The organism is Sinorhizobium sp. M4_45 (assembly GCF_002885915.1).
Lineage (GTDB): Bacteria > Pseudomonadota > Alphaproteobacteria > Rhizobiales > Rhizobiaceae > Sinorhizobium > Sinorhizobium meliloti_A.
This window is the reverse complement of record NZ_NWVE01000010.1, coordinates 128,954-149,935: the sequence shown is the minus strand read 5'-3', so window position 1 is coordinate 149,935 and position 20,982 is coordinate 128,954. Positions and strand designations below refer to the sequence as shown.

The following is a 20,982-nucleotide window of genomic DNA, read 5'->3' as shown; positions in this document are numbered from 1 at the left end:
GCTTAGCGGCATGATTTGCTTCGACGCAAGCGATACGCTCTGCCCCGGCTCGACGAGAACTCCGAGCGGTCCTTCTGAATAGGGCTCGAGCGTTCGCTGAAGCACCTTTTGGTGGTCGGCCTCCCTTCTTGCGAGTATGCGGCATCATGGGCCTGCACGAGCGCATTGAACCGCGTCGCGGTATCCTCGCCCGTTCGATCCGAGGCCTTGGTCTGGCGTGCAATGGCCCGCACCAAGCCGAGCAGGTTCTTCATGCGATGCCGGAGCTCACCCAAGAGCACATTCTTCTCGGCCTCAAGCTGGCGTCGCTCCGTGGCGTCCACGATCGAGAGTAGCAAGGTGCGGCTGTTGTTGTCGGGATGGAACAACCGGTGCGCACTGACGAGCATCGTTCTCCGGCCAGCTCGGAAAGTCATGCTCGACCTCATAGTCTACGACCGCCGTGCTTTTCGGGATCACCTCTTCGAGCAGACGGCGCAGCTCAGGAATGTCCCACCCGTCGCCCAGTTAGAGGTGCTGCCCGATTGTCTTGTCACGGTCGACGTTGAAAGTCGCAAAAATGCCCGGCTGGCGGATCCGACGCACATGTTCCGGTCAGCACAAGTAGAGGATCAGGGACCGTGTCGATAATTCCTTGCGCTTTGATATGATCGTTTCGCAAAGCCGGTAAAGGTCTTCAAGGTTCAAGCTTCTGCCCCTCGCGCTGCGCCGTCTCGGAAAGATACTATGGCTCGTAATGCGCGCGCAAAGGGGCCTTGTTCCTGAGGGAGAGTCGATGGGATTGGCGACTTGTCCCCGACCGACACAGTTCGCCTCCGTTCAAGGGAATGGACGCAGACCGCCGGCAATGAACTACAAAGCGAAACGAGAATGCCTGTCTTCTCGACAGCGGCCGCCAGCCGAGTGTTCCTGCAAATCGTTCCGGCCCCCGCTCGCGCTGGAAACCTCAGGAAGGCAACTGCGTCGTTTCCGACCTGGGGTGAGGTCGGGCGGCCGCTGCGGCACATCAGTGGCTGGGAGCCGGCGACGATGTGATCGACCTCGCCGCCCACCGCCTGATTGAAGACCCGCGCCCTCGGAAAGTGCATGCGTCAGCACGCCGCGGATGCCCTAGATTTCTGCGGCATTGAGCAGGCGCAAACCTGCGTCGCGAAATGGCGCTCTGCCGAACCGCGTTGCTGAAGGGCCCATCGCTGGCTGGGCAGCCAAGCACCGCAACCACAATTGAATCGGGCATGTTGCGCCGAAAGAGACCAGGTGCTTCCGGCTGCTTCACCGCGCCGGAAACGAGTGCACAATAAGCGATGAGGCAGTTCCCTTCTCTAGCCAATGCCCTACATCCACTCGTCGTACAAGGGAGGAAATGATGGCTAACAGAAAGAAGCAGAACGAAGATCCGGTCGAAGGGTCGAGGGAAACGATCGAACGAGAACTGGAGAGAGAAGACCAGAACCGCACGGAACCACCGGATCGGATCACAGAAGACGATGAAGATCGGATTCGGGCACGCGCTTATGAGATCGGGGAACGCGAGGGGCGGCCTGACGGCGGCCATGAGCGGCATTGGCACCAGGCTCAAAAAGAGCTTGAAGAGGAAGGACGGATCTCGCCGCATACGGGAGAGTAGCACAGCTGATTGAGACGGACTGCTGATCTCACCAACGAGACTTGAGTCCACCCAAATCCTTCGGAGACCCGTCGACGTTGATGTGTGACGGGCCCGATTTTGATCACAAGGCGCTGATCATCTGTATGAGATTGCTGTACCAATGATTTCAGTTAGCACTCGTGGAAAGTTTTGCGCCCGCCGCTCACGGGAGTGTAGCCGTACCTGGCAGCGATCAGTGTTGCGGTGCCGCGGCGGAATTCCCCGACAACTCGGTCGCACAACCGGTGTGCCCGTCGCTGCACGCCAAGGATGCCTCGGCGCAGGCGGTGGTGAATGAGGCTCTTGCGACCTCGGTACTTAAGATCCCGGACAGTGCGGCACGACAGTCGCGTACCGCGCGGTGGTACCGCTTCCCGTGACATGGCCACTCGTATTCCAGGAAATCAAGAGCCTCATAGGGGCCGGTGAACCGGCGAGACATGCCGTTTTGCAGGGTGACCGACAGAGGTACGCGCCAAAGAATTTCCTTCATCTGGGACCTCCTGACGTATTTCCTTTGCGATAACCGGCAAAAGCTCATCCGGGTTCCAAATTCCAGCCCTTTCCTTCGCCTACATCGGCCGCCGCTAACCCGCCACCAGCCTGTAGTGAATCGATTGGGAAACGATCTTTCCAGCTTTGATGACGAAACTGTCCGCACCCTTGACGGCATCGAAGCGCTGACTTGTCGCCCTCCAGATCATTAATGCGTGCGGCCCGTTCACCTGCTTAGCGACGAACTCAAACTTCGCCCCTGGGGGCTGCTCTCGCAGCCGAGCGGCCGATGCACGGATTGCGTCATGCCCGCTCATGTTCGAGTTTACCGTCAATAGCACCACTTTCTCCGAGTAGTTCCCAACGAGATCCCGTCCCAGATCGCCGTCAATTCGCAGGTTCAGGTGGCTGTCGAAAACCTCACTGGTGGATCGGGGCACGGAGCTCTCTGTCTTGGTGGCGGAAATAGCGTGAACAACCCCGACGAGAAACTTTGCTTGCGGTATTCCGCGTCCAACGCGTGAAGTGGAACCGCCCATCCCAACCGGGAGTACCAAGAAGGGCGGCTATCATGCCGGGTGCGAGACATCGAGAGCGGACGTAGGAAGCGCCCCTCGGCGGTCGTTGAGTCAGGCTGCGGTTCGCCAAGAAGGATGCAAATCTGCCCGGAAAGCGTATACGTGCCCTTCATCGACTTTGATGTGAGCCGGTTGCGACCGGAGTCGAAATTCTCCGACGCCACGTCTGGAGTTGCGCCATGGAACGCCGCAGCTACGAATCTGGAGCGATCAGTCCTGACGACGTCGAGATGCTGGGTAGTTTCTTCGACCAGATCTTGGATGAATATCAGATCCCAAGAGAGGGAGAAGAAGCTGAGGAGCTCGCCGCCAGGCTGATCTCAATTTATCAAACGGGTGTGCGCGACGTGGCGATGCTGAAACACCTCGCTATACGTCCGCAAGGCTGACTCGTTAAGTCGCCCGAGGGACCTAAGCATCTGGCGAGTTCGTCCTAGAACTCTCGGCGCCAACCTGGCGCAAGCATCAGAGCATAGGCCACTGTTCCGACCAAAGCCTCCGCCCTCGGCCGTTCGACAAGTCGAACAACGATCCTGGCGGCAGACTCGGGCGAATAGACCGGGATAATCGCGCGGGCGGTTCTGCCGAAATAATTGCCGGCAGACCGATAGATCGGCGTGCCGAGCGCCGCTGGCAATACGGTGCAGACGTGAATTTCCGGCATATCGGCGCACTCCTGCGCAAGCGGGTGCTCAGGCCCCTGATGGCATTGGAAAACGGTCGGACTCGTCATTGATAGAACATATCAGGAACAGACTTGAGAGGCAACCAGACCTGAGACGGAGGAAGCATGTGCAATGATTATCGGCTGATGGTGGATGTCGCCTCGATCGTCGAGGACTTCGCCGACCTCAAGATCGAGATCCGTTTCGGCGAAGGCGCGCCGAATCTTGAACCGCGCGAAGACATCAAGATCACCGATGTCGGCCCCATCGTCCGGACAGTCGGCGGGACCCGGAACGAGGCCGAGCTCGTGCAGCGGCGCTGGAGCTGGCCCGGGCCGAACAAGCGGCCGGTCTATAATTTCCGATCGGAGGGTCGCGAGTTCACTTCCAATCGCTGCCTGATCGTCGCCGACGGCTTTTACGAGTTCACAGAACCCACAGATCCGAAGAAGAAGCGCAAAGACAAATGGCTGTTCACCAAGAAGGGCGAGCCGATCTTCTGCATTGCCGGGATCTGGCGCGAAACGCCGGAGGTAGGCCAAGCCTTCACCATGCTAACAATGGAGCCGGGGCCGGACATCGCTCCATACCACGACCGACAGATCGTCATCCTGGAGCGGAACGCCTGGGCTGATTGGCTGGATCCGACCGTTTCTGCCAAATCGCTGATCAAACCGCTACCGGCAGGCACTTTAGCCGTCGATCAAGTGGGTTAACGGCAAACAATCGGCAGCGTCGCTCTTTGCGGAACCCTCAGCTTCACGGAAGCTCGGCTCAAGTCAGTCGCCCTCCGGCAAATTGGCCGGATTCCACACGACCTCCCACAGGTGACCATCGGGATCGGTGAAGTAGCCCGCATATCCCCCATAAAATGTCTCTTGGGCGGGCTTCACGATGGCCGCGCCCGCTTCGCGTGCCTGTTCCATGACGTCATCCACCTCGCTTCGTTGCGAGACGTTGTGGCCGATCGAGAACGATGTGCTGCTGGCGGGCGCTTTCGTCAGGCCGCTATCGTGAGCCAGATCGTCCTGGTTCCAGATCGCAAGTTTGACCCCGTTCGAAAGATCAAAGAACGCGACGGCGCCATGCTCGAATTCGCGACCCACGATCCCTGGGGTCTGCAGTCCGAGTCCATCACGATAAAACGCGAGAGACCGTTCCAGATCTGCGACACCAAGCGTTAGTACAGAAATCCGGGGCTTCATGAGCAATCCTCCCGTTAAATTGTGCCCTGGCCCACCCAGTTTCGCGCTGTCTTTGCGTCCACCAGCATTGTCGCAGAAGCGCAGACCGTGAGCAGACCGACTATCACCAAGAGTTGTTTTTTGTAGGGCCTTGGAGCCGCCAAAGACGTGCGCACTCTCGAGCGAAGGTGGCGAGTACCGCACTTTCGAAATGGAAGCCGAGTGAGGCGCCCGACATCGCCCGAAGGAATCCGATGCCGATGATGTGATCCGGATGTCGAAGGGTGCTTGACCGGAGAAAGCAAGAAGCGTTTAGAAGGCGCGCACCTGATCAAACGGCAGAATAGAGTCTCTGGGTAGCTGCATCTCTTGGCTACGTCCCCGTTTCCAACGAAGGCAACAGGATGCGGGATTTGCCCCGCCATAGTGGCGGGGCTTTTTGCTGGCCTTCCTACTCAGCCCCATCCTCGCCGAGGTCGACATGCCGACCAATCGAGCGAAGGTAAGCAACGATTTCCAACTTGAGGAAATCACGATCGCCGTAAGTATCCTCGATTTTCTTCAGCCTGCGCTTTGTTTTCTCATAATCACCCGGCGACAGGTCTGCGTCTCCAACCACGTATTTGTCGTAACCGACGGCGCAGATGTTACAGCCGATTTTGATCACCTCCTCGACGAAGGCAGGGATATCGCTCGCCTTCATCAGCTTTTGCTTGGTACTCTGCGCCATGTAGACTAGTCCGTTGGGGTCGACCGGGCCGCAGCCAGCGCTGTCGTTTCGTCGACAACTACGCAAGGCCCACCCACTAAACTCGCTCAAGTGCGAAACCGTTGCATCCGTCGGAACGAAGCAGTCTCGGGAACGTTCTCGGGTGTAAGGATTGAACGCTCGGTTCAGAACATGGAGGCATGTCTTGGATCGGCGTGCCAAGAAACCGCGGCCACAAGCCGCCAAACAAGCGGCCTCTCAGCGTCGTCTGGCCAATATGGGCGCGAAGAAGGCCACCCGCCCCGCCTTCATTGAGCCTTGTCATCCAACGCTGAAGAAACGACCGCCCGACGGTCCAGAATGGTTGCATGAAATCAAGTTTGATGGGTATCGGGCGCAGCTACACATCCACAAGAGCGAGATCACCGTCTACTCGCGAACCGGGCTTGACTGGACGAAGGAGTTCAAACCGATCGCAACAGCTGCGGAGGCACTCGCGGGTCACGACGTGATCATGGATGGCGAGGCCACCGTCTTCGGCAAGACCGGCCTTCCCGACTTTCAAGCACTTCGGCGCGAGCTCGCGAAACCCGCATCGCCTCACCTGACGTTTCAGGCGTTCGACCTGCTCTATTTGGACGGATACGACCTCAGACGCATGCCCCTGGTCGAGCGCAAGCGCGTGCTGCACGAGCTCATAGGCGACCGCGGCGGCGCCATCGCCTATGTCGACCATCTCGACATCCATGAAGGAGCGGAGGTCTATGAGCACGCCTGCATAATGGGTCTGGAAGGAATCGTGTCCAAGCGCAAGGACGCGCCATACCGATCGGGACGGCAGGAACTTTGGACAAAGACGAAGTGCACGAAGCGCGCGGCGTTTCCCATCATCGCCTTCGTCGAAAAGCTTGGTGCGCATCCTCGCCGGATCGCTTCGCTCTATCTCGGGCGTTCGGAGGGCGCCCGCCTTGTCTATGCCGGCAAGGCTCAAACAGGCTACACGCTTGCGGCCGCGCGCGAGGTGCGGGAGCGGCTCGATCCGCTGATCATCGGCAAGAGCCCCCTCTCCCATCCGATCAACAAGCCAAAGGCGACGTGGGTCGAGCCACGGGTCTACGCTGAGGTCGACTACAGCGGCGTGACCGACGACGGCCTGTTGCGCGAGCCGGTCTTCAAGGGCCTGCAGAAAACCTCCAGGGATGCGCCGAAAAAGTTAGCGAGCGTCACCCCGACCTCCGGCCCGGTTCCCCGCGAAAACATTTTGCAGTTACTGCCGGACGCGGTTGTGCCCTCGAAAGAGGAGCTTGCGGCCTATTGGACGCGCGTGGCCGATCGCGCCCTTCATTTCCTCGGCGGCCGTCCGCTGAAGCTCGTGCGGCACCTCCATGGCACCACCTTCTACCACAAGGGACCCTTGCCGCCGATCCCGCCAGAGGTCCATCAGCTCCGCATTGAGAAACGCGAGGGCGGCGAAGGTGTGCGGCTCTGGGTCGATGATCTCGCCGGTTTGCTGGGCCTTGTCGAAATCGGCGCGGTCGAACTGCATCCCTGGGCGGCGACGGTCGACGATATCGAGCACGCCGACACGCTGATATTCGACCTGGATCCCGGCGAAGGCGTGGCGTGGGAGTTCGTCGTCGAGACCGCGTTGCGGCTACGAGAGCTTCTTCAGGCGGAGGGCCTTCAGAACTGGCCGAAGCTCACCGGCGGCAAAGGCGTTCATCTGATGGCCCCTCTTCCGGAAAAGATGGCCCACAATGCTGTGCACGCATATGCCAAACGCCTGGCGCAACAGTTCGCCAGCAGCGATCCCGACCGCTACCTCACGTCGGCACAGCTTTCGCACCGGCCGGGCAAACTTTTCCTCGATTACCTGAGGAATGGCCGCGGCACCACCGCCGTCGGCACCTATTCGCCCAGAGCTCGTCCGGGCTTTCCCGTCGCGGCACCTGCGACCTGGGAAGAAATCGAGCGCAGGATAAAGCCGGACGCATTCACAATGACCCGTCCGCCTAAACGACGTCGCGGCATGTGAACTTTAACCCGAAAATTCCTGGATTAGAGCATCGGTCCGTAGACGTCGTCCTCGATGATGACGAGGTCGTAGCGCTCCACGACCTCGACGAGCGCTCGCCGGCGCTTTGCGCTCATCGTCGTCACCGTAGAATTGTGCATAGAGGGCGTGGTGAAGACCGCCTCCACCTGCTCGCGCCCGCAAGCTCGCTGACGTCGAGACCTTCCTCGCGAACGTGCCACCACGAAAGCACTCCAGCGCGAATCGTCGAGAATTCGCCTGCGCGATCTGAAGAAGGCGCGCGATGCAATCTGTCCCATCGCCGGGGATCTCGCCCTTGACTCAGCGTCGGCCCTTTCACGCTACTCCCCAGCCCTCACGTGAGGCGCCTATGAGTCCAAGCAAGCGGTCGCAGGATCTCTCGAGTTGCCTTTGTGGCGCTGTTGCGAGCCCCAAGAGCAAGCCGGACTTTGCGGAATTCGGCGACGCATACCAGACGGAGAGCGGTGCCGGGGCCATCCCGAATGCGAGCGTCTCCCGTGCGATGGCAACGTCCGGCGCGCCGTCTGGCAGGCGCAGCAGCACGGCCAAACCGGCGACAGCCGCCTCCCCGGCATTCGGCGGAAGACATTTCAGCAAGGCGTCCCGTTGGGCTGAGTAGACGCGCTTCGTGCGCCTCAAATGCCGCATGTAGTGGCCCTCGCGCATGAATTCGGCGGTTGCGAGCTGCACCGCCGGCCCCGGAGGCGGCGCAAGACAGGCCGCGACCTCCGCAAAACGCGATGCCAGCGCAGGCGGCGCGACGAGAAAGCCGAGCCGCAACGCCGGGCTGATGGTCTTGCTGAAGGAGCCGATGTGGACAACGCGCCCGGCGCGATCAAGCGAGGCAAGCGCCGGTGCCGCCCGGCCATTGAGCTGCAATTCACTGAGATAGTCGTCCTCTATGACCCAGGCTTGGGTCTGGGCTGCCCAGTCGAGCAGGCGCAGTCTGCGTGCCAACGACAGGGTACGCCCCAGCGGCGCCTGCTGCCCCGCTGTCACGACGACCAGCGCTGCATCCGGGGCATGGTGGAAGCCATGGCCGACATCGATTCCATCGGCGTCTACGGGAATCGGCGTGAGCGACAATCGCGCGAGCTCCAGGCCGCGCCGGGTGAACGGGAACCCGGGATCCTCCATCCAGGCTTTCCGCCCCTCAAGCCCGAGTACGCGCAGTGCCAGTCCGAGCCCGCTGGCGAATCCGGCGGTGATCATAACCTCGGATGGGGAACACTCGATGCCCCGCGCGACGGCAAGATAGCTGGCGATCTCCCACCGCAGGTCCAATTCGCCGCGCGGGTCGGGATAGATCGCCGGGGCGTTCGATTCCGCGCGGACGGCCTGTGAGCGGATCCTGGCAAAGAGTGTCGCGGGAAAGGTTTCGAGCGCAGGCACGCCCATCTGGAAGATCGCCGGCCCCGCCGTCATCTCCAGATACCGCTCCAGGAACGAGCCGGGATCGGGTGGCTGCTCGACGCGGGCGATGGCGGCAGGTCGATCCGCAACGCGGGTTCCGCCCGCGCGCGATGCGACGATGAGCTGGGCGGCGGAGAGCTTCTCGTAGGCCGTGCGCACGGTGCCGCGGGCAACGCCGAGCTGGGCCGCGAGATCCAGCCAGGAGGGTAGCCGCGCGCCCGGCGCGAGCACCCCGCTTTCGATCGCGGTGCTGATGCCCCTGCGGATCTGCTCGGTCAGCGGCGTCTTCGCGGACCGGTCGAGCTCCAACTGTAGCGGCTTGTCCATGCTCTCCTGGTACACGATTTTTGCGGGTTCTTGGTGCTTTTTTTAGAACCAGAAGCACGTCATTTCTAGGGGGCAAGGAAGAAATGTCATTGTGATCAAACCCAAAGGAGAGCCGCTATTATGACCATACTATCATTCATTGGCGCCGCCGGCGCTGCCCTCGCAATCGCCACCGCGATGCCTGCCGCGGCGCATGACCCCGGCGACGTTGTCACGCCCCATTTCGAAAAGGCGATACCCAACATTCCGGGCAAAACGCTGACCGCGCTCATCGTCGACTATCCGCCGGGTGGAACTTCGGCCCCGCACAGGCATGCGGACTCGTCGTTCATCTTCGCCTACGTCCTGTCCGGAGAGATCGAGTCGAAGGTGAATGATGGCCCGACGCAGACCTATCGCGCCGGCGAGAGCTGGTACGAGCCGCCGGCGGCCAACCACCTCATCAGCCGCAATGCGAGCAAGACCAAGTCCGCAAAGCTGCTCGCCGTCTTCGTCGCCGATACCGACGAAAAGGAACTGACCACCAACATCGAGTGAACCGACGTTCACCGACAGAACACTTCCAAGGAACAGAACAGTGAGCAAGCGTCTCGACTACAACCAGATCGCACCGGCCGGAGTCAAAGCGCTTGGCGGAGTCTACGGCTACATCATGCAGAGCAGTCTCCCCTCGGAGCTGGTCGATCTGGTCTATCTTCGGATCTCGCAGATCAACAACTGCGCCTACTGCCTCGACATGCACACCCGCGACCTTTTGAAAAAAGGGCAGAAGATCGAGAAGATCGCGCTGGTGCAGGCCTGGGCGGAAGCCGGAAATCTCTTCGACGCGCGTGAGCGGGCGGCCCTCGCCTGGGCCGAAACGGTGACACGCGTGGCCGAGACCAACGTCCCGGACGAAGCTTATGAAGCGGCGCATGCCGTGTTCGAGGAGCGGGAACTCGTCGATCTGACGATCGCGATCGGCCTGATGAACACTTACAATCGCCTGGCGATCAGTTTCCGCAAGACGCCACAGGCTGCCCTGGAAAATTAAGACGGGCAAAGCGCCCCAACCAAGGAATTGGCTATGAAGATCTTTGTCGCAGGGTCCACTGGCGCCGTCGGCCTGCCGCTCGTACGGTCGCTCGCGACGCTTGGCCATCAGGTGACTGGCATGACGCGTCCCGGCCAGGGTCCGGATCGTCTGCGCGAGCTCGGGGCCGAGGTGTCTTTCGCCGATGCCTTCGACCGTGAGGCGGTCTATCGCGCGATCGAGGCGGCAGCGCCGGACGTGGTGATCGATCAGCTCACCTGGCTTCCGGCCAACCCTGCCGATATAATCAAGGCGATGCCCAACGATACGCGCCTTCACCGCGAGGGCGGCACCAATCTCATCGCCGCGGCAGAGAAGCTGGGAGTCCGCCGCTACATCATGCAGTCTCGTGGATTCTACGTGGAGGCGCCGGCAGGAGGGCTTGCGGACGAGACCGCCAAGCTGAGACACGACGCTCCCGGCGAGATCGGCGAGAGCACGCGCACCATCGCCGCCTATGAGGACCGGGTGCTCGCCTCGCCATCGCTCGACGGCGTCGTACTGCGCTACGGCTTCTTCTACGGTCCCAACACCTGGTATCGACCGGAGGGAGCCATCGCGGATCAAGCGCGCAAGGGCCAGTCGGCGATCATCGGCGAAGGCAATGCCGTCTGGTCCTTCGTCCACATCGACGACGCCATCGCCGCGACGGTCGCATCGCTCAACGCCGAGCCTGGGATTTACAATGTCGTCGACGACGATCCGCTGCCCGTCGCCGAATGGCTGCCGGCCTTCGCCCGGTGGGTCGATGCGCCGGAGCCCAAGCGCGTGAGCGTGGAGGATGCGCTGAAGACGGCCGGCGAGGAAGCGGTCTACTACCACACCCGCCTGACCGGAGCCTCCAACGGCCGGGCGAAGGCTGAACTCGGGTTCGCACCGCGGCCGCTTCTGTGGAAGAGTGCTTGATCGCTGACAGGGGCAACCGGATGAAGTCGGCCCGCGCTTTTCGGCTCTTTCGTCGAAAGCGCGGGCTGCTGCCGCTTCCAAAAAAATGCACTATCATCGAAGGCAAGGCGCGCGAGACAGCCAACAAGGCGTCGAATTTCGCCACGAATGATCCCGAGCCGGGCGCGTCGGAACTCTATACGGAAATTCTGCTCTAAGTTCTTCCGAAAGTAATACAGACCAGGACAAGACCTACCAAGCCGGCGACGTTGGCCCTCAAGCATTCCGGGGGCCACAGGAAACTCTGAATACGCTGGAGCAGTACGCGAGGCCGTTTGCTGAATGAGCGAGTTTCTCACGAGCATACCAGGCATTGTCCCCGTCGCCGCCGGCTTGGAGATCTGGGCGAGTATGGCTTTGATGGCGGTGCTAGGATTTGTGCTCGGTTTCGCTATGAACCGCGGCTCGATCTGCACCGTCATCGCCACGAGGGAGTTGGTATTGGAGAGGAGGCCAGCGCGTTTCATCGCTCTGGTCGAATGTGCCGCCTGGGCGGCCCTCGTCTACGCAATCCTCGAAACGGCACCGATGATGCCAGAGGGCTGGTCGTCACTCGGCTACTTGGTTCCCGCAGCCATTCTGCTTGGAATCGGTTCCTATTTGAACGGCGCCTGCGTGTTCGGGTCTGTTGGGCATCTCGGCAATGGCGAAATCGAATTCGCGTTCACGTTTCTCGGCATCTATGCGGTCGTCCACATTGAATCCCTGCTCGATCTGCTTACGGATCGGCCGGCGATAGATGCTGCCCCATCGCTTGGGGCGGCGCTTCCCTCGCTTCTACTGCTGACCTTCGTGATTGTCAGGCTTGGCGTGTCACACAGATCCAAGTCTGGTTTCCGACGACTGTCGCTGTCGATGGGTGCGGTCGGCATCACTTCTTCGATCCTGGCGGTTCTTGCGCCCGGGTTCTCGCTCACCGCATCGTTTGGGCCGATCGCTTCGATACCCGTCGCGGGCGCGTTGGTTTCGTTCAGCATGTTCGGCGGCAGCCTCGTCTCCGCGAGACTTAGAAGGCATGGATTCATGCTGAAATGGCCGTCAGTGAAGACCATGCTCAAGAGATCGCTCGCAGGCATGCTGATGGGATTGGGTGCGCTGCTTATTCCCGGTGGGAACGACACGCTGCTGCTGATTGGTCTTCCCGCGGGAGCCTGGCAGGCAGCGCTCGCCTACGGGCTGTTCGTTGCGACGCTCGCCGCACTTATAGTCAAACTCGGTTCGATCGCAAAAGCTTGGACATGACGCTCGACAGAAGACCGCCCCACCGTCGGATGGTATTATGACGTAGGGCTAAAGTTAGGGAGAGGATCGATGAGTGGCACGCTGCACCCGCTTCTGCAAGAAGCTCTGGAGGCGCACGGCGGGCACAACCGCTGGCGCACGTTCAGGGGTATTGCCTCGACCATACGGACTGGTGGAAAGCTATGGGAGCTGAAAGGCGCTCCTTTGATTCCTGTTCCGCGGCGCGCAACAAGCGAGTTTCTCCGCCAGTGGACCCGAGTCACTCCGTTTGGAGAACCCGACTGGGCCATGACCTGGACTCCCGAGCATGTGGAGATCACTGCTGGAGATGGCTCGATTGTCGCCGAGCGAAACAACGGGCGTGAAGCGTTCGACCGCAGCTTCAATGGACAGTGGGACCCGCTGAACCTCGCCTACTTCAACGGCTATGCCATGTGGACATACCATGCGGCGCCTTTTGTTTTCGGCGAGCACGGCTATGAAGCTCGCGACGTTGTCCCGATCGAGACCGAAGGTGAGAGGCTTCGTGGCATAGCCGTACGTTTCCCCGACTCCGTGCATAGCCATACGCGGGAGCAGCGCTTCTACTTCGGCCTGGATGGATTGCTGCGCCGTCACGACTATACGGTTGATGTGTGGGCGGACACGCCGGCCGCGCACTTTATTTCTGATTACGTCGACGTAGACGGACTGAAATACCCGACTCGCCGTAGCGTGTACGCACTCAAGCCGGATGGCACTCTCGACCGCAATTTCAACGCCGTCACAATCGAGCTGTCGGATTATGCGCTGTTCTGAGTCGAGGCTGCCGCGATAACTGTGTTGTTCCCCACGGCTATACTCGAGATCAGTAGCAGCCAATCGTCGAAGTCGCACTCAGGGGCCGCGAGGCCGGTGAACCTTCGCGGAAGACCTTAAATATGATGCGGGTCACCCAGGAAGAGATCCGCCTGAGCCGTGCACCATGCCGCGCCGCGGCGGGCGTTCGGGGATCAAGTTTCACCCGTGCATTCGATTACCGCCATCCCCTCCCCGGGTCGGCGGCGTCAACCGTTCTGCCGCCACGAGCAATTGGTGCGCCATACGTTTGGCCTGCCGGACGGGCTCGGCGACGCGGGTGATTTGCGCAACGGCGACCGCCCCCTCGTGCAGGAGGTTGATCTCGGCCGCGATCCGCTTCGGCTCGGCAAACCGCGCCGCATGGGCGAGTTCCTCCAAATAGGCGAGCGCCAAGCGCTTGTGCATCAAGGAAGCGCGAAACACGGGATCGACCGTGTCCTTGTGTTCTCCCGCCGCGCTCATGAACATGCAGCCGCGGAACTGCTTGTCGCGGACCGTGGTTTCGAGGAAATCGAACGTCGTCAGAAGGCGTTCGACCGGATCGCTCGCATGCTGCTCGACAAAGGCACGCATGGCATTGCGGTCCTCCTCGTCGCGCCTCTCGAGCGCGGCCAGGATCAAGTCTTCCTTGTTTTCGAAGTGCCGGTAAAGCGTCGTCTTGGCCACCCCCGCATCGGCGATGATCAGGTCGACGCCCGTCGCGTGATAGCCGTGCTGGTTGAACAGCCGCAGTGCGGTTTCGAGCAGGTGTTCCCGAATTTCCGAACGGCGCATTATCGTCCTCGCAATGCGTAACAGGTCTGTATCTTTTCATACCGGTCACGGAAAACAAATACAAGGGGCTTTCTGAGGCATTCCTTGCAACGGGCAGCCTTTCGGCCCACGGCAGCCCCCGGGAAAAGAAGTTCCCTAGGGAACAAGGCCAGGATCCTTTCAGAAGCTCGCTCTTGCGAAACGATACAGATCGGTATACCTCTTCTCTCGTTCGATACAGATCGGTATCGTTACTCCGCGTCAGTCGGGCGGATCGCCCACCGCGGACAACCCAAGGAGAAGACAATGCCTCATGTTCCCATCGCCAGCGCCGCGGCCCATCGGCGCGCGCAGACTCGCGCCGCTTTCCTCGATGCGGCCGAGCACCACGGTCGGGCCGTCAGCGCGGCTGGCCTCTATATTTCGCTGGTCGTGATCTATGGCTGGTTCGGCGGTATGAAGTTCACCGCTTATGAAGCGGAAGGGCTGACCGGCCTAGTCGGCAACAGTCCGCTGTTGAGCTGGACCTACTCCCTCTTCAGCGCAAGGGACTTCTCAAGCCTTCTCGGCCTCCTCGAACTCAGCATCGGCGCCCTGATAGCGGCACGGCTCGTCAATCCGGTTTACTCGCTCGTCGGCGGCTTGCTCTCCGCCGGGCTGTTCGCAACCACGCTCAGCTTCATGGTGACGACCCCGGGAGTGTCCGTGCCGGAGCTCGGTTTTCCAGCGATTTCGGTCGCTCCCGGCCAGTTTCTGCTCAAGGATATCGGCCTGCTCGCCCTTTCCCTCTGGATTGCCGTCGACTCGCTCGCGGCGCTCCGCTCAACCAGGGCATGACCGAAAACGACGGCGGAGCCCCGCCTCCGCCCGCATTCCTAAATTGCATTGAACGAAACCGCCATCCCCAGATCGGCCGTGCCGGTCGGTTCAACGAAAGGAACGTCCCATGTATTTGACCTTTGTTCTGTCCAAGATCCGCGCCCACCAGCGCTATCGCCAGACCCTTCGCGCGTTCACGCAATTGAACGACCACTTGCTCGATGATGTCGGCATTGCCCGCAACGAAATCGACGTCGTCGCGCGCCGGCAATACGACCAATGAACCCCCGAGACTGCGTCACGGCTGATCCCAGACTGGGACGCAGAAGGAGATCACCTCATGAACACGCATCGTGCCAGGGTCCTGATCATCGGGGCCGGACCGGCTGGCTATACCGCCGCCATCTACGCTGCCCGCGCCAACCTGAAACCGCTCCTTGTGACGGGGCTGCAGGCGGGCGGTCAGCTCACAATCACGACGGATGTCGAGAACTACCCCGGCTTTGCCGAACCCGTTCAAGGCCCGTGGCTCATGGAGCAGATGCGGCAGCAGGCGGAGAATGTCGGCACCGAGGTGGTGTACGATATCATCACCTCTGTAGATCTCTCAAAGCGCCCGTTCCATCTCAAAGGTGACTCCGGCGACACGTACATCGCTGACGCGATCATCATCGCGACGGGAGCCCAGGCCCGCTGGCTTGGCCTTCCCTCGGAGAAGACATTCAGTGGATTCGGCGTCTCCGCTTGCGCAACCTGTGATGGCTTTTTCTATCGAAACAAGGAAGTGGTCGTTGTCGGCGGCGGGAACACAGCCGTGCAGGAAGCGCTTTATCTGTCGAATCTTGCCTCCAAGGTGACGGTCGTCCACCGCCGCGATCGTTTTCGCGCCGAGTCGATCCTGCAGGACCGCCTTTTGTCCAAACCGAATATTGACGTCATTTGGAACCACGTCATCGATGAGGTTATCGGCGAACGCGAGCCGAGGAAGTCGGTAACCGGCGTCCAGATCCGCAACGTGAAGACGGGCGAGGTGAAGGAGTTATCGACGCACGGCCTTTTCGTCGCGATCGGACACGATCCGGCAACCGCGTTGTTTCGCGGCCAGCTCGACATGGATGCGGACGGCTACCTCAAGGTCGGCTCCTGGTCGACCAAAACAACCGTCCCCGGGGTGCAGGCCGCCGGCGATGTCATCGACCCGGTATTCCGCCAGGCGATCAGTGCCGCCGGCATGGGATGTATGGCGGCCCTGGAAGCCGAGAAATTCCTGACCGAGCATTCACCCCATTCGGTCGCTTGGCCGATCGAGGCGCGTGAAGCGGAGATGGCTGAAGTATAAGTGCGGGGGATCACCGACGAAACGAGGGGCCCTTGGGGAAGCGCGGACCCGCCCGCACCACTGCGGAGGTCCGTGCTTTCCCTACGCCTTCCGGCTGCCCTTGCATTCGAACGGCGCCGGAGTGACAACCGGTATCCGGCAGCCGCCGATGTCTTTCCTTGCCGAGATGATGGCCCGTTCAATCCAAGCCCAAGCGAGACCGATCCATGGACATCAATCAGGTCAGATACTTTCTCAATCTCGCTGAAACACTGAACTTTACCGAAGCCGCGCGTCGAAGCGGTGTCTCGCAGCCCAGTCTCACGCGGGCAATTCAGCGCCTCGAGGAAGACTTGGGCAGTCCGCTGATCTATCGCGACGGCAAGGACAGCCGCCTGACGGCGCTCGGCCGCGACGTCCAGGCTGAGTTCATGCGGATTGAGCTCGCGCTTAGAAACGTGCGCGAGCATTCCGAAAACACGGTGCTCGGCCGGCGCCGGATCCTCGATATCGCTGTCGCCCCGACCATCGGCCCTGCCGCATTTGTCGCGTTCTTTGAGGACGCGCTTGGCGAGCTTCCTTCGGTGAAGATCAACATGCATCAGTTATTGGCTGGCGAAGGCGCTAACGAAGTGCTTTCGGGCAAGTATCACGCCTGTGTCCTGCCGCGGGCTCCCCGCTCCAACCCCAAGCTCAACGTCGTGCCGCTCTTTCGCGAGCCGTTCCTCCTCGCCTGCGCTCAGAGCCATCCCCTGGCAGGCAAGGATGTCGTCAGCACCGAGGCGATCGCCGCCTACCCCTATGTCGACCGGCTGGCCTGCGAGTTTCACACCGAGATCACCGAGCACCTGATGGACCATGACGCGGTCATGCAGCCGCGCTTCAGTGCCGACCGCGAGGACTGGGTCCAGCAGGTCGTCGCCGAGGGCCGTGCGATCTGCATCATGCCCGAGCGGTCCATCGTCGTGCAGGGCATAGTTACCCGTCCGGTGGAAGGGATTTCCCTGGCGCGCGAACTGGTACTTGTGACGGTTTCCGGTTCCGGCACACCGCTCGAGATCCGCAAAATCGCGCAGCTGGCGGCCCGGCACGACTGGTCGTGAGCGGGTGCGCCTATCGCTCGGCTATGGAATCTATGCACATCCGATATTGGGAAAACTCATCGCCGCTCGCCATATTCAGGCAACAGTGCAGGAACGGAGATACGGGCAATGACCTACAGAAAGACCGACGATGCGGTCCGGAAGCTGACGCCTGAGCAGTATCGGGTGACCCAGCAGAACGGCACCGAACGCCCCTTCACCGGGGAGTATAATGACAACAAGGAGCCGGGTGTCTATGTCGACATCGTATCCGGCGAACCACTGTTCGCCTCGGCCGACAAATTCGATTCCGGCCGCGGCTGGCCGAGTTTCACCAAGCCGATCGTACCGGCAAACGTCAACGAACTCAGGGATAACTCGCATGGCATGATCCGCACCGAGGTCCGCTCGGTGCATGGCGATAGCCATCTCGGCCATGTGTTTCCCGACGGTCCAGAAGACCAGGGTGGGTTGCGATACTGCATCAATTCCGCCGCACTCCGGTTCATTCCCCGCGAGGAAATGGAGGCCGAGGGCTACGGCGCCTATATCAACCAGGTAGAGGATATCTAGATGAGTGAAAGACCTGACAGAGCTGTTTTGGCTGGTGGCTGCTTCTGGGGGATGCAGGATTTGATCCGCAAACTCCCGGGCATCATAGCGACCCGCGTAGGCTACACCGGCGGCGACGTGCCGAACGCGACATACCGCAATCACGGCACTCACGCCGAGGGCATCGAGATCATCTTCGATCCCGGGACGATCAGCTACCGGCGAATTCTGGAGCTTTTTTTCCAGATCCACGATCCGACCACGAGAAATCGGCAGGGCAACGACATCGGCGCTTCCTACCGCTCGGCTATCTACTACGTCGACGAAGAGCAGAAGCGGATAGCCGAGGAGACGATCGCGGACGTTGACGCGTCAGGCCTCTGGCCGGGAAAGGTTGTGACCGAAGTCGAGCCCGTTGGAGACTTCTGGCAGGCAGAGCCCGAGCACCAGGACTACCTGGAGCGCTACCCCAACGGCTACACCTGCCACTTCCCGCGCCCTAACTGGGTGCTGCCCCGGCGGTCGGCGGCCGAGTAAACGGCCGGAGATTTCCGCGACCTAAAGCAACTCCGAGGGGTCTTGCGGATACTCTGGGCTCCTCGGAAAAGCAGGTCGAGCAGTCGACACCCCTGCCAGGCTGCGCTGCGCGAGCTACGCTGACCAGCAACTCGAGCGTTGACGACTTCCGCCTAGGCAGCAGCCGTTGCAGATGTAGAATAATCATCTGCAGCGGAGGGTCGTAACCATGGCATTCAATACGCAACGGCTCCAATTTTCCGTCATTCCGGCGCGGCACTTAGCGCCCGCCTTGATCTGCCAAATGGGCCATTGCGCGCCTACGCGCTTTTTGCCCATTGCTTCACGTGTTCCAAGGATCTGGCGGCAGCGCAACGGATTGCAGCGGAGCTTGCGCGTGAAGGCATCGCTGTCCTGCGTCTCGATTTCACGGGTTTGGGATCGAGCGAAGGCGAATTTGCCTCGACGAACTTCTCCTCCAACGTTGCGGACCTTCTTTCCGCCGCGGACTATCTACGCCACCATTATCAGGCACCCGCGGTGCTGATCGGCCACTCGCTCGGCGGCGCAGCGGTCCTGGCCGTCGCCGGGACATTCCGGAAGTGCGCGCCGTAGCCATCATCGGCGCGCCGGCCGATGTCGGCCACGTATTGAAGAATTTCGGAGCGAGCCTCGACGAGATCGAGAAGAACCGTGAGGCCGACGTCGATCTCGCCGGGCGCACGTTCCTTATCAGAAGGCAATTTGTCGAGGATACGCGTGCGCACCGCATTAAGGATGCGGTTGGGAGGCTGAAAATGCCGCTCCTCGTCCTTCACGCGCCGCTGGCCATACGGTCGGGATCGAGAACGCCACCGAGATCTTCGTCGCGGCCAGGCATCCGAAAAGCTTCATCTCGCCGGGACAAGGCCGACTACCTGTTCACCGACCCTGAGGACGCGGCCTTTGCCGGACGGATGATTTCGGAATGGCTGACACGCTATCTTGCCGCCGACACGCCGCAAGGCGCGGGCCCGATCGAACATGTGCGCGTGAGGGAAACGGGCGAAGGCAAGGTTCAAAATGCGGTCTCGATTTCGGACCATTGCTCTACGACTTCCTTGCTATTGCGCTTGGCGCCTGCACCGCTATGACGCTGCGCCTCTATGCCTGTCACAAGCAGCTGGCCCTCGGGCGCATCGGCGTTGACGTCTCGCACACCAAAATCCATGCGAAGGATTGCGAGGAGTGCACCGAACTGGAACGTGGCCGCAGCGGCAGGATCGATCGTTTCGAACGCGTCATTTCTATTGATAGCGATGTCTCGGAGGAGCTTCGCGGGAAGATCGCCGAAATCGCCGGCAAGTGTCCGGTCATCGAACGCTCGAGCCAGTGGCGAAGATAAGAACGGTTGTGAAGTAAGGTGCCCAGTGACAGGACGATAGCACCAACTTCGATGATCTCTTGGGCCGAGCATGTCTCGGCGCGTCTCGACGACGATGAACGCACAAAAGCGGCTCCTGTTTGGAATTTCTTGCGTTCCGCTCTTTGGAAGAATCGGCTTCTGGCGCGCATTGCTGTCACTCAGCAAGTTGCCCACCGCTTCCGCTCATGAGCTGACTGAGATGATCGGAAGCCGGCAAGATGCGCCCTGTCCGGGTTGTCGACTCCTACCCCTCGCCTGAATGGATCGAACTGTCGACCTTGCATTTGTCGCTCTTGGTGGCAGCTTCGGGGCGATTTGGGCGCTGCGTTGGTTGTGTTTTCACCTCCGATCCAGTGCCTGTCATTGATCCTGCGCGTAGCAGGTCACTCGTGCGCAAGCGATATCTTTCCCGATGCGAATTGGCGATCGTGGAAAATCCGCACTGACAGAACGACGCCGGCGATCAGCACAACCACCCCTGCCATTTCGATCGGGGTTGGCCAGCGGGCATGGACGACAAGTCCTCCGATGACACCAAAGGCAGTTTCCGAGACGATCAATTGCGCGGCCAAGGCAACTGGCAGGCTCCGGGCGGCAATGTTCCACGCCCAGACCCCGCCTACGGTTGCCAGCAGCGCGAGGGACACACCCCAAACATATAGGCTGCCGGCGGCACTCCAGCCGAACCCCAACGTTGGAAGCCGGAAGAGGTCCATCGCGGCACCGACGGGATAAAACGCCAGCATCAAGACGCCGCCTCCGACCAGTATCAGCGCTGACCACACACCGGAGGGCATTTCTGGTCGGGCGGCGAGTGCAGCCTGATTGACAAGGGCGAAACAGACCCAAAGGCCCACGGCAGCGAGCGATAGCGGCACGCCAATCCACACTAATTGGACAGAGTTCAATCCTTCGGCCGTGAATGCCGTGCCATTGACAAGAACGAGGCCAACCAGCACCAGCGCCAAAGGCATCATAAGGAATCGCCATGGCATTGATCCCTGGCGTTGATTACCGATGACCATCAATACAATCGGGACGAGACCCAGAAATGCGGGAGCGATGACTGGGCCGGCAAAGATGGCCGCTCCTGTCACTGTCAGGAAGTAGCCGACATATCCGACGAAAGCGAGCCAGACGGCTTGCAGGCAGTTTCCAAGCGTGAGGTGGCGCATGACGCCCTTTTCGGAAGCCAGGATGTAAAGCCCGACGAGCGAAGAAACGACGTGCCGGACCAGCGCAAAATCAAAGGTGGAATAGTCACCGATGATAAAGGGCACAACGAAGTTGAGCGAAAAGGCAAAGGCCGCAAAGAGAGCGGCTGACACGCCAACATAAAAGACCCTGTTCATAGGAGCATCCC

The 20,982-nt window shown here is 60.8% G+C and carries 26 protein-coding genes and 1 pseudogene; 17 read left to right on the top strand and 10 right to left on the bottom strand.

All coding sequences use genetic code 11. The features are described from left to right. Positions 1-2: 2 nt before the first annotated feature. On the bottom strand, positions 3-389 hold the full coding sequence (locus CN933_RS32040) for an HWE histidine kinase domain-containing protein (RefSeq protein ID WP_245425163.1): 387 nt from the start codon (positions 387-389) through the stop codon (positions 3-5). A gap of 977 nt (positions 390-1,366) precedes the next feature. On the opposite strand from CN933_RS32040, the gene CN933_RS24785 reads away from it, so the two are divergent. Further along, positions 1,367-1,627: a DUF2934 domain-containing protein gene (locus CN933_RS24785; protein ID WP_180980801.1), complete on the top strand. Its 261-nt coding sequence runs from the start codon at positions 1,367-1,369 to the stop codon at positions 1,625-1,627. Between the two features lie 214 nt (positions 1,628-1,841). On the opposite strand, the gene CN933_RS24780 is transcribed toward CN933_RS24785, so the two are convergent. Together CN933_RS24780 and CN933_RS24775 are read right to left on the bottom strand one after the other, a co-directional pair. Next, the gene (locus CN933_RS24780) at positions 1,842-2,141 is read right to left on the bottom strand and encodes a DUF982 domain-containing protein (RefSeq protein ID WP_102762799.1); all 300 of its coding nucleotides are present in this window, start codon (positions 2,139-2,141) and stop codon (positions 1,842-1,844) included. A gap of 94 nt (positions 2,142-2,235) precedes the next feature. Next, the gene (locus tag CN933_RS24775; RefSeq protein ID WP_146032680.1) at positions 2,236-2,583 is read right to left on the bottom strand and encodes a nuclear transport factor 2 family protein; all 348 of its coding nucleotides are present in this window, start codon (positions 2,581-2,583) and stop codon (positions 2,236-2,238) included. 317 nt (positions 2,584-2,900) lie between these two features. Between CN933_RS24775 and CN933_RS24770 the strand changes: the two genes are divergently transcribed. Then, complete coding sequence (locus CN933_RS24770) at positions 2,901-3,110, top strand: hypothetical protein (protein ID WP_102762725.1); 210 nt, start codon at positions 2,901-2,903, stop codon at positions 3,108-3,110. A gap of 44 nt (positions 3,111-3,154) precedes the next feature. Here CN933_RS24770 and CN933_RS24765 read toward each other — a convergent pair whose 3' ends face one another. Then, the gene (locus tag CN933_RS24765) at positions 3,155-3,385 is read right to left on the bottom strand and encodes a hypothetical protein (RefSeq protein ID WP_102762724.1); all 231 of its coding nucleotides are present in this window, start codon (positions 3,383-3,385) and stop codon (positions 3,155-3,157) included. Between the two features lie 126 nt (positions 3,386-3,511). Here CN933_RS24765 and CN933_RS24760 point away from each other — a divergent pair, with 126 nt between their 5' ends. Continuing rightward, positions 3,512-4,102, top strand: coding sequence for an SOS response-associated peptidase (locus CN933_RS24760; RefSeq protein ID WP_102762723.1), 591 nt, complete (start codon positions 3,512-3,514; stop codon positions 4,100-4,102). A gap of 63 nt (positions 4,103-4,165) precedes the next feature. Here CN933_RS24760 and CN933_RS24755 read toward each other — a convergent pair whose 3' ends face one another. Next, positions 4,166-4,591 (bottom strand): VOC family protein, encoded by a 426-nt coding sequence (locus CN933_RS24755; protein ID WP_102762722.1) that lies wholly within the window; start codon positions 4,589-4,591, stop codon positions 4,166-4,168. 430 nt (positions 4,592-5,021) lie between these two features. Continuing rightward, positions 5,022-5,300, bottom strand: a complete 279-nt coding sequence (locus CN933_RS24750; RefSeq protein WP_102762721.1) for a Y4lK-related protein — start codon at positions 5,298-5,300, stop codon at positions 5,022-5,024. 184 nt (positions 5,301-5,484) lie between these two features. On the opposite strand from CN933_RS24750, the gene ligD reads away from it, so the two are divergent. Continuing rightward, positions 5,485-7,314 (top strand): DNA ligase D, encoded by a 1,830-nt coding sequence (gene ligD, locus CN933_RS24745; protein ID WP_180980800.1) that lies wholly within the window; start codon positions 5,485-5,487, stop codon positions 7,312-7,314. Between the two features lie 23 nt (positions 7,315-7,337). Here ligD and CN933_RS32035 read toward each other — a convergent pair whose 3' ends face one another. Together CN933_RS32035 and pdxR are read right to left on the bottom strand one after the other, a co-directional pair. After that, complete coding sequence (locus CN933_RS32035) at positions 7,338-7,613, bottom strand: hypothetical protein (RefSeq protein ID WP_245425162.1); 276 nt, start codon at positions 7,611-7,613, stop codon at positions 7,338-7,340. A gap of 37 nt (positions 7,614-7,650) precedes the next feature. After that, positions 7,651-9,075, bottom strand: coding sequence for a MocR-like pyridoxine biosynthesis transcription factor PdxR (pdxR, locus tag CN933_RS24735; protein ID WP_180980799.1), 1,425 nt, complete (start codon positions 9,073-9,075; stop codon positions 7,651-7,653). A 120-nt stretch (positions 9,076-9,195) separates the two neighbouring features. Between pdxR and CN933_RS24730 the strand changes: the two genes are divergently transcribed. The 6 genes from CN933_RS24730 (at position 9,196) to CN933_RS24705 (ending at position 13,132) form a co-directional block, all read left to right on the top strand. Beyond that, a complete protein-coding gene (locus tag CN933_RS24730; RefSeq protein ID WP_102762718.1) occupies positions 9,196-9,612 on the top strand; it encodes a cupin domain-containing protein in 417 nt (138 codons plus the stop codon). A 40-nt stretch (positions 9,613-9,652) separates the two neighbouring features. After that, entirely contained in the window at positions 9,653-10,108 is a 456-nt protein-coding gene (locus CN933_RS24725; RefSeq protein ID WP_100674899.1) for a carboxymuconolactone decarboxylase family protein, read from the top strand. Positions 10,109-10,141: 33 nt separating this feature from the next. Next, the gene (locus tag CN933_RS24720) at positions 10,142-11,053 is read left to right on the top strand and encodes an NAD-dependent epimerase/dehydratase family protein (protein WP_102762717.1); all 912 of its coding nucleotides are present in this window, start codon (positions 10,142-10,144) and stop codon (positions 11,051-11,053) included. Beyond that, positions 11,050-11,250, top strand: a complete 201-nt coding sequence (locus CN933_RS32435) for a hypothetical protein (RefSeq protein WP_102762716.1) — start codon at positions 11,050-11,052, stop codon at positions 11,248-11,250. The genes CN933_RS24720 and CN933_RS32435 overlap by 4 nt, the downstream gene beginning before the upstream one ends. Positions 11,251-11,374: 124 nt before the next feature. After that, positions 11,375-12,334: a YeeE/YedE thiosulfate transporter family protein gene (locus CN933_RS24710; protein WP_102762715.1), complete on the top strand. Its 960-nt coding sequence runs from the start codon at positions 11,375-11,377 to the stop codon at positions 12,332-12,334. 69 nt (positions 12,335-12,403) lie between these two features. Next, positions 12,404-13,132, top strand: a complete 729-nt coding sequence (locus CN933_RS24705; RefSeq protein WP_164867033.1) for a hypothetical protein — start codon at positions 12,404-12,406, stop codon at positions 13,130-13,132. Positions 13,133-13,333: 201 nt separating this feature from the next. On the opposite strand, the gene CN933_RS24695 is transcribed toward CN933_RS24705, so the two are convergent. Next, positions 13,334-13,948 (bottom strand): TetR/AcrR family transcriptional regulator, encoded by a 615-nt coding sequence (locus CN933_RS24695; RefSeq protein WP_018098567.1) that lies wholly within the window; start codon positions 13,946-13,948, stop codon positions 13,334-13,336. 285 nt (positions 13,949-14,233) lie between these two features. Here CN933_RS24695 and CN933_RS24690 point away from each other — a divergent pair, with 285 nt between their 5' ends. The 7 genes and pseudogenes from CN933_RS24690 to CN933_RS24660 all read left to right on the top strand — a co-directional run bounded on the left by CN933_RS24690 (position 14,234) and on the right by CN933_RS24660 (position 19,615). Then, on the top strand, positions 14,234-14,764 hold the full coding sequence (locus CN933_RS24690; protein ID WP_102762714.1) for a YkgB family protein: 531 nt from the start codon (positions 14,234-14,236) through the stop codon (positions 14,762-14,764). Positions 14,765-14,873: 109 nt separating this feature from the next. Beyond that, positions 14,874-15,029 (top strand): DUF1127 domain-containing protein, encoded by a 156-nt coding sequence (locus CN933_RS24685; RefSeq protein WP_018098565.1) that lies wholly within the window; start codon positions 14,874-14,876, stop codon positions 15,027-15,029. A gap of 57 nt (positions 15,030-15,086) precedes the next feature. Next, positions 15,087-16,085 carry a thioredoxin-disulfide reductase gene (gene trxB / locus CN933_RS24680; RefSeq protein ID WP_102762713.1) on the top strand — a complete coding sequence of 333 codons (999 nt, stop codon included), beginning with the start codon at positions 15,087-15,089 and terminating at the stop codon, positions 16,083-16,085. A 206-nt stretch (positions 16,086-16,291) separates the two neighbouring features. Continuing rightward, on the top strand, positions 16,292-17,167 hold the full coding sequence (locus CN933_RS24675; RefSeq protein ID WP_102762712.1) for a LysR family transcriptional regulator: 876 nt from the start codon (positions 16,292-16,294) through the stop codon (positions 17,165-17,167). 108 nt (positions 17,168-17,275) lie between these two features. Continuing rightward, positions 17,276-17,719 (top strand): peptide-methionine (R)-S-oxide reductase MsrB, encoded by a 444-nt coding sequence (gene msrB / locus CN933_RS24670; RefSeq protein WP_102762711.1) that lies wholly within the window; start codon positions 17,276-17,278, stop codon positions 17,717-17,719. After that, positions 17,720-18,235, top strand: a complete 516-nt coding sequence (gene msrA / locus CN933_RS24665; protein ID WP_102762710.1) for a peptide-methionine (S)-S-oxide reductase MsrA — start codon at positions 17,720-17,722, stop codon at positions 18,233-18,235. It abuts the gene before it with no gap. A 208-nt stretch (positions 18,236-18,443) separates the two neighbouring features. Continuing rightward, a pseudogene (locus tag CN933_RS24660) lies at positions 18,444-19,615 on the top strand (bifunctional alpha/beta hydrolase/OsmC family protein). A gap of 387 nt (positions 19,616-20,002) precedes the next feature. Here CN933_RS24660 and CN933_RS24655 read toward each other — a convergent pair. Further along, positions 20,003-20,971, bottom strand: a complete 969-nt coding sequence (locus tag CN933_RS24655; protein WP_102762709.1) for a DMT family transporter — start codon at positions 20,969-20,971, stop codon at positions 20,003-20,005. Positions 20,972-20,982 lie beyond the last annotated feature (11 nt).

Excerpts from the sequence above, each read along its gene's own strand:
- CN933_RS32040 (WP_245425163.1), bottom strand. The coding sequence starts at position 389 with ATGCTCGTCAGTGCGCACCGGTTGTTCCATCCCGACAACAACAGCCGC.
- CN933_RS24785 (WP_180980801.1), top strand. The coding sequence starts at position 1,367 with ATGGCTAACAGAAAGAAGCAGAACGAAGATCCGGTCGAAGGGTCGAGG.
- CN933_RS24780 (WP_102762799.1), bottom strand. The coding sequence starts at position 2,141 with ATGAAGGAAATTCTTTGGCGCGTACCTCTGTCGGTCACCCTGCAAAAC.
- CN933_RS24770 (WP_102762725.1), top strand. The coding sequence starts at position 2,901 with ATGGAACGCCGCAGCTACGAATCTGGAGCGATCAGTCCTGACGACGTC.
- CN933_RS24765 (WP_102762724.1), bottom strand. The coding sequence starts at position 3,385 with ATGCCGGAAATTCACGTCTGCACCGTATTGCCAGCGGCGCTCGGCACG.
- CN933_RS24760 (WP_102762723.1), top strand. The coding sequence starts at position 3,512 with ATGTGCAATGATTATCGGCTGATGGTGGATGTCGCCTCGATCGTCGAG.
- CN933_RS24755 (WP_102762722.1), bottom strand. The coding sequence starts at position 4,591 with ATGAAGCCCCGGATTTCTGTACTAACGCTTGGTGTCGCAGATCTGGAA.
- CN933_RS24750 (WP_102762721.1), bottom strand. The coding sequence starts at position 5,300 with ATGGCGCAGAGTACCAAGCAAAAGCTGATGAAGGCGAGCGATATCCCT.
- CN933_RS32035 (WP_245425162.1), bottom strand. The coding sequence starts at position 7,613 with ATGGGACAGATTGCATCGCGCGCCTTCTTCAGATCGCGCAGGCGAATT.
- pdxR (WP_180980799.1), bottom strand. The coding sequence starts at position 9,075 with ATGGACAAGCCGCTACAGTTGGAGCTCGACCGGTCCGCGAAGACGCCG.
- CN933_RS24730 (WP_102762718.1), top strand. The coding sequence starts at position 9,196 with ATGACCATACTATCATTCATTGGCGCCGCCGGCGCTGCCCTCGCAATC.
- CN933_RS24720 (WP_102762717.1), top strand. The coding sequence starts at position 10,142 with ATGAAGATCTTTGTCGCAGGGTCCACTGGCGCCGTCGGCCTGCCGCTC.
- CN933_RS24710 (WP_102762715.1), top strand. The coding sequence starts at position 11,375 with ATGAGCGAGTTTCTCACGAGCATACCAGGCATTGTCCCCGTCGCCGCC.
- CN933_RS24705 (WP_164867033.1), top strand. The coding sequence starts at position 12,404 with ATGAGTGGCACGCTGCACCCGCTTCTGCAAGAAGCTCTGGAGGCGCAC.
- CN933_RS24695 (WP_018098567.1), bottom strand. The coding sequence starts at position 13,948 with ATGCGCCGTTCGGAAATTCGGGAACACCTGCTCGAAACCGCACTGCGG.
- CN933_RS24690 (WP_102762714.1), top strand. The coding sequence starts at position 14,234 with ATGCCTCATGTTCCCATCGCCAGCGCCGCGGCCCATCGGCGCGCGCAG.
- CN933_RS24685 (WP_018098565.1), top strand. The coding sequence starts at position 14,874 with ATGTATTTGACCTTTGTTCTGTCCAAGATCCGCGCCCACCAGCGCTAT.
- trxB (WP_102762713.1), top strand. The coding sequence starts at position 15,087 with ATGAACACGCATCGTGCCAGGGTCCTGATCATCGGGGCCGGACCGGCT.
- CN933_RS24675 (WP_102762712.1), top strand. The coding sequence starts at position 16,292 with ATGGACATCAATCAGGTCAGATACTTTCTCAATCTCGCTGAAACACTG.
- msrB (WP_102762711.1), top strand. The coding sequence starts at position 17,276 with ATGACCTACAGAAAGACCGACGATGCGGTCCGGAAGCTGACGCCTGAG.
- msrA (WP_102762710.1), top strand. The coding sequence starts at position 17,720 with ATGAGTGAAAGACCTGACAGAGCTGTTTTGGCTGGTGGCTGCTTCTGG.
- CN933_RS24655 (WP_102762709.1), bottom strand. The coding sequence starts at position 20,971 with ATGAACAGGGTCTTTTATGTTGGCGTGTCAGCCGCTCTCTTTGCGGCC.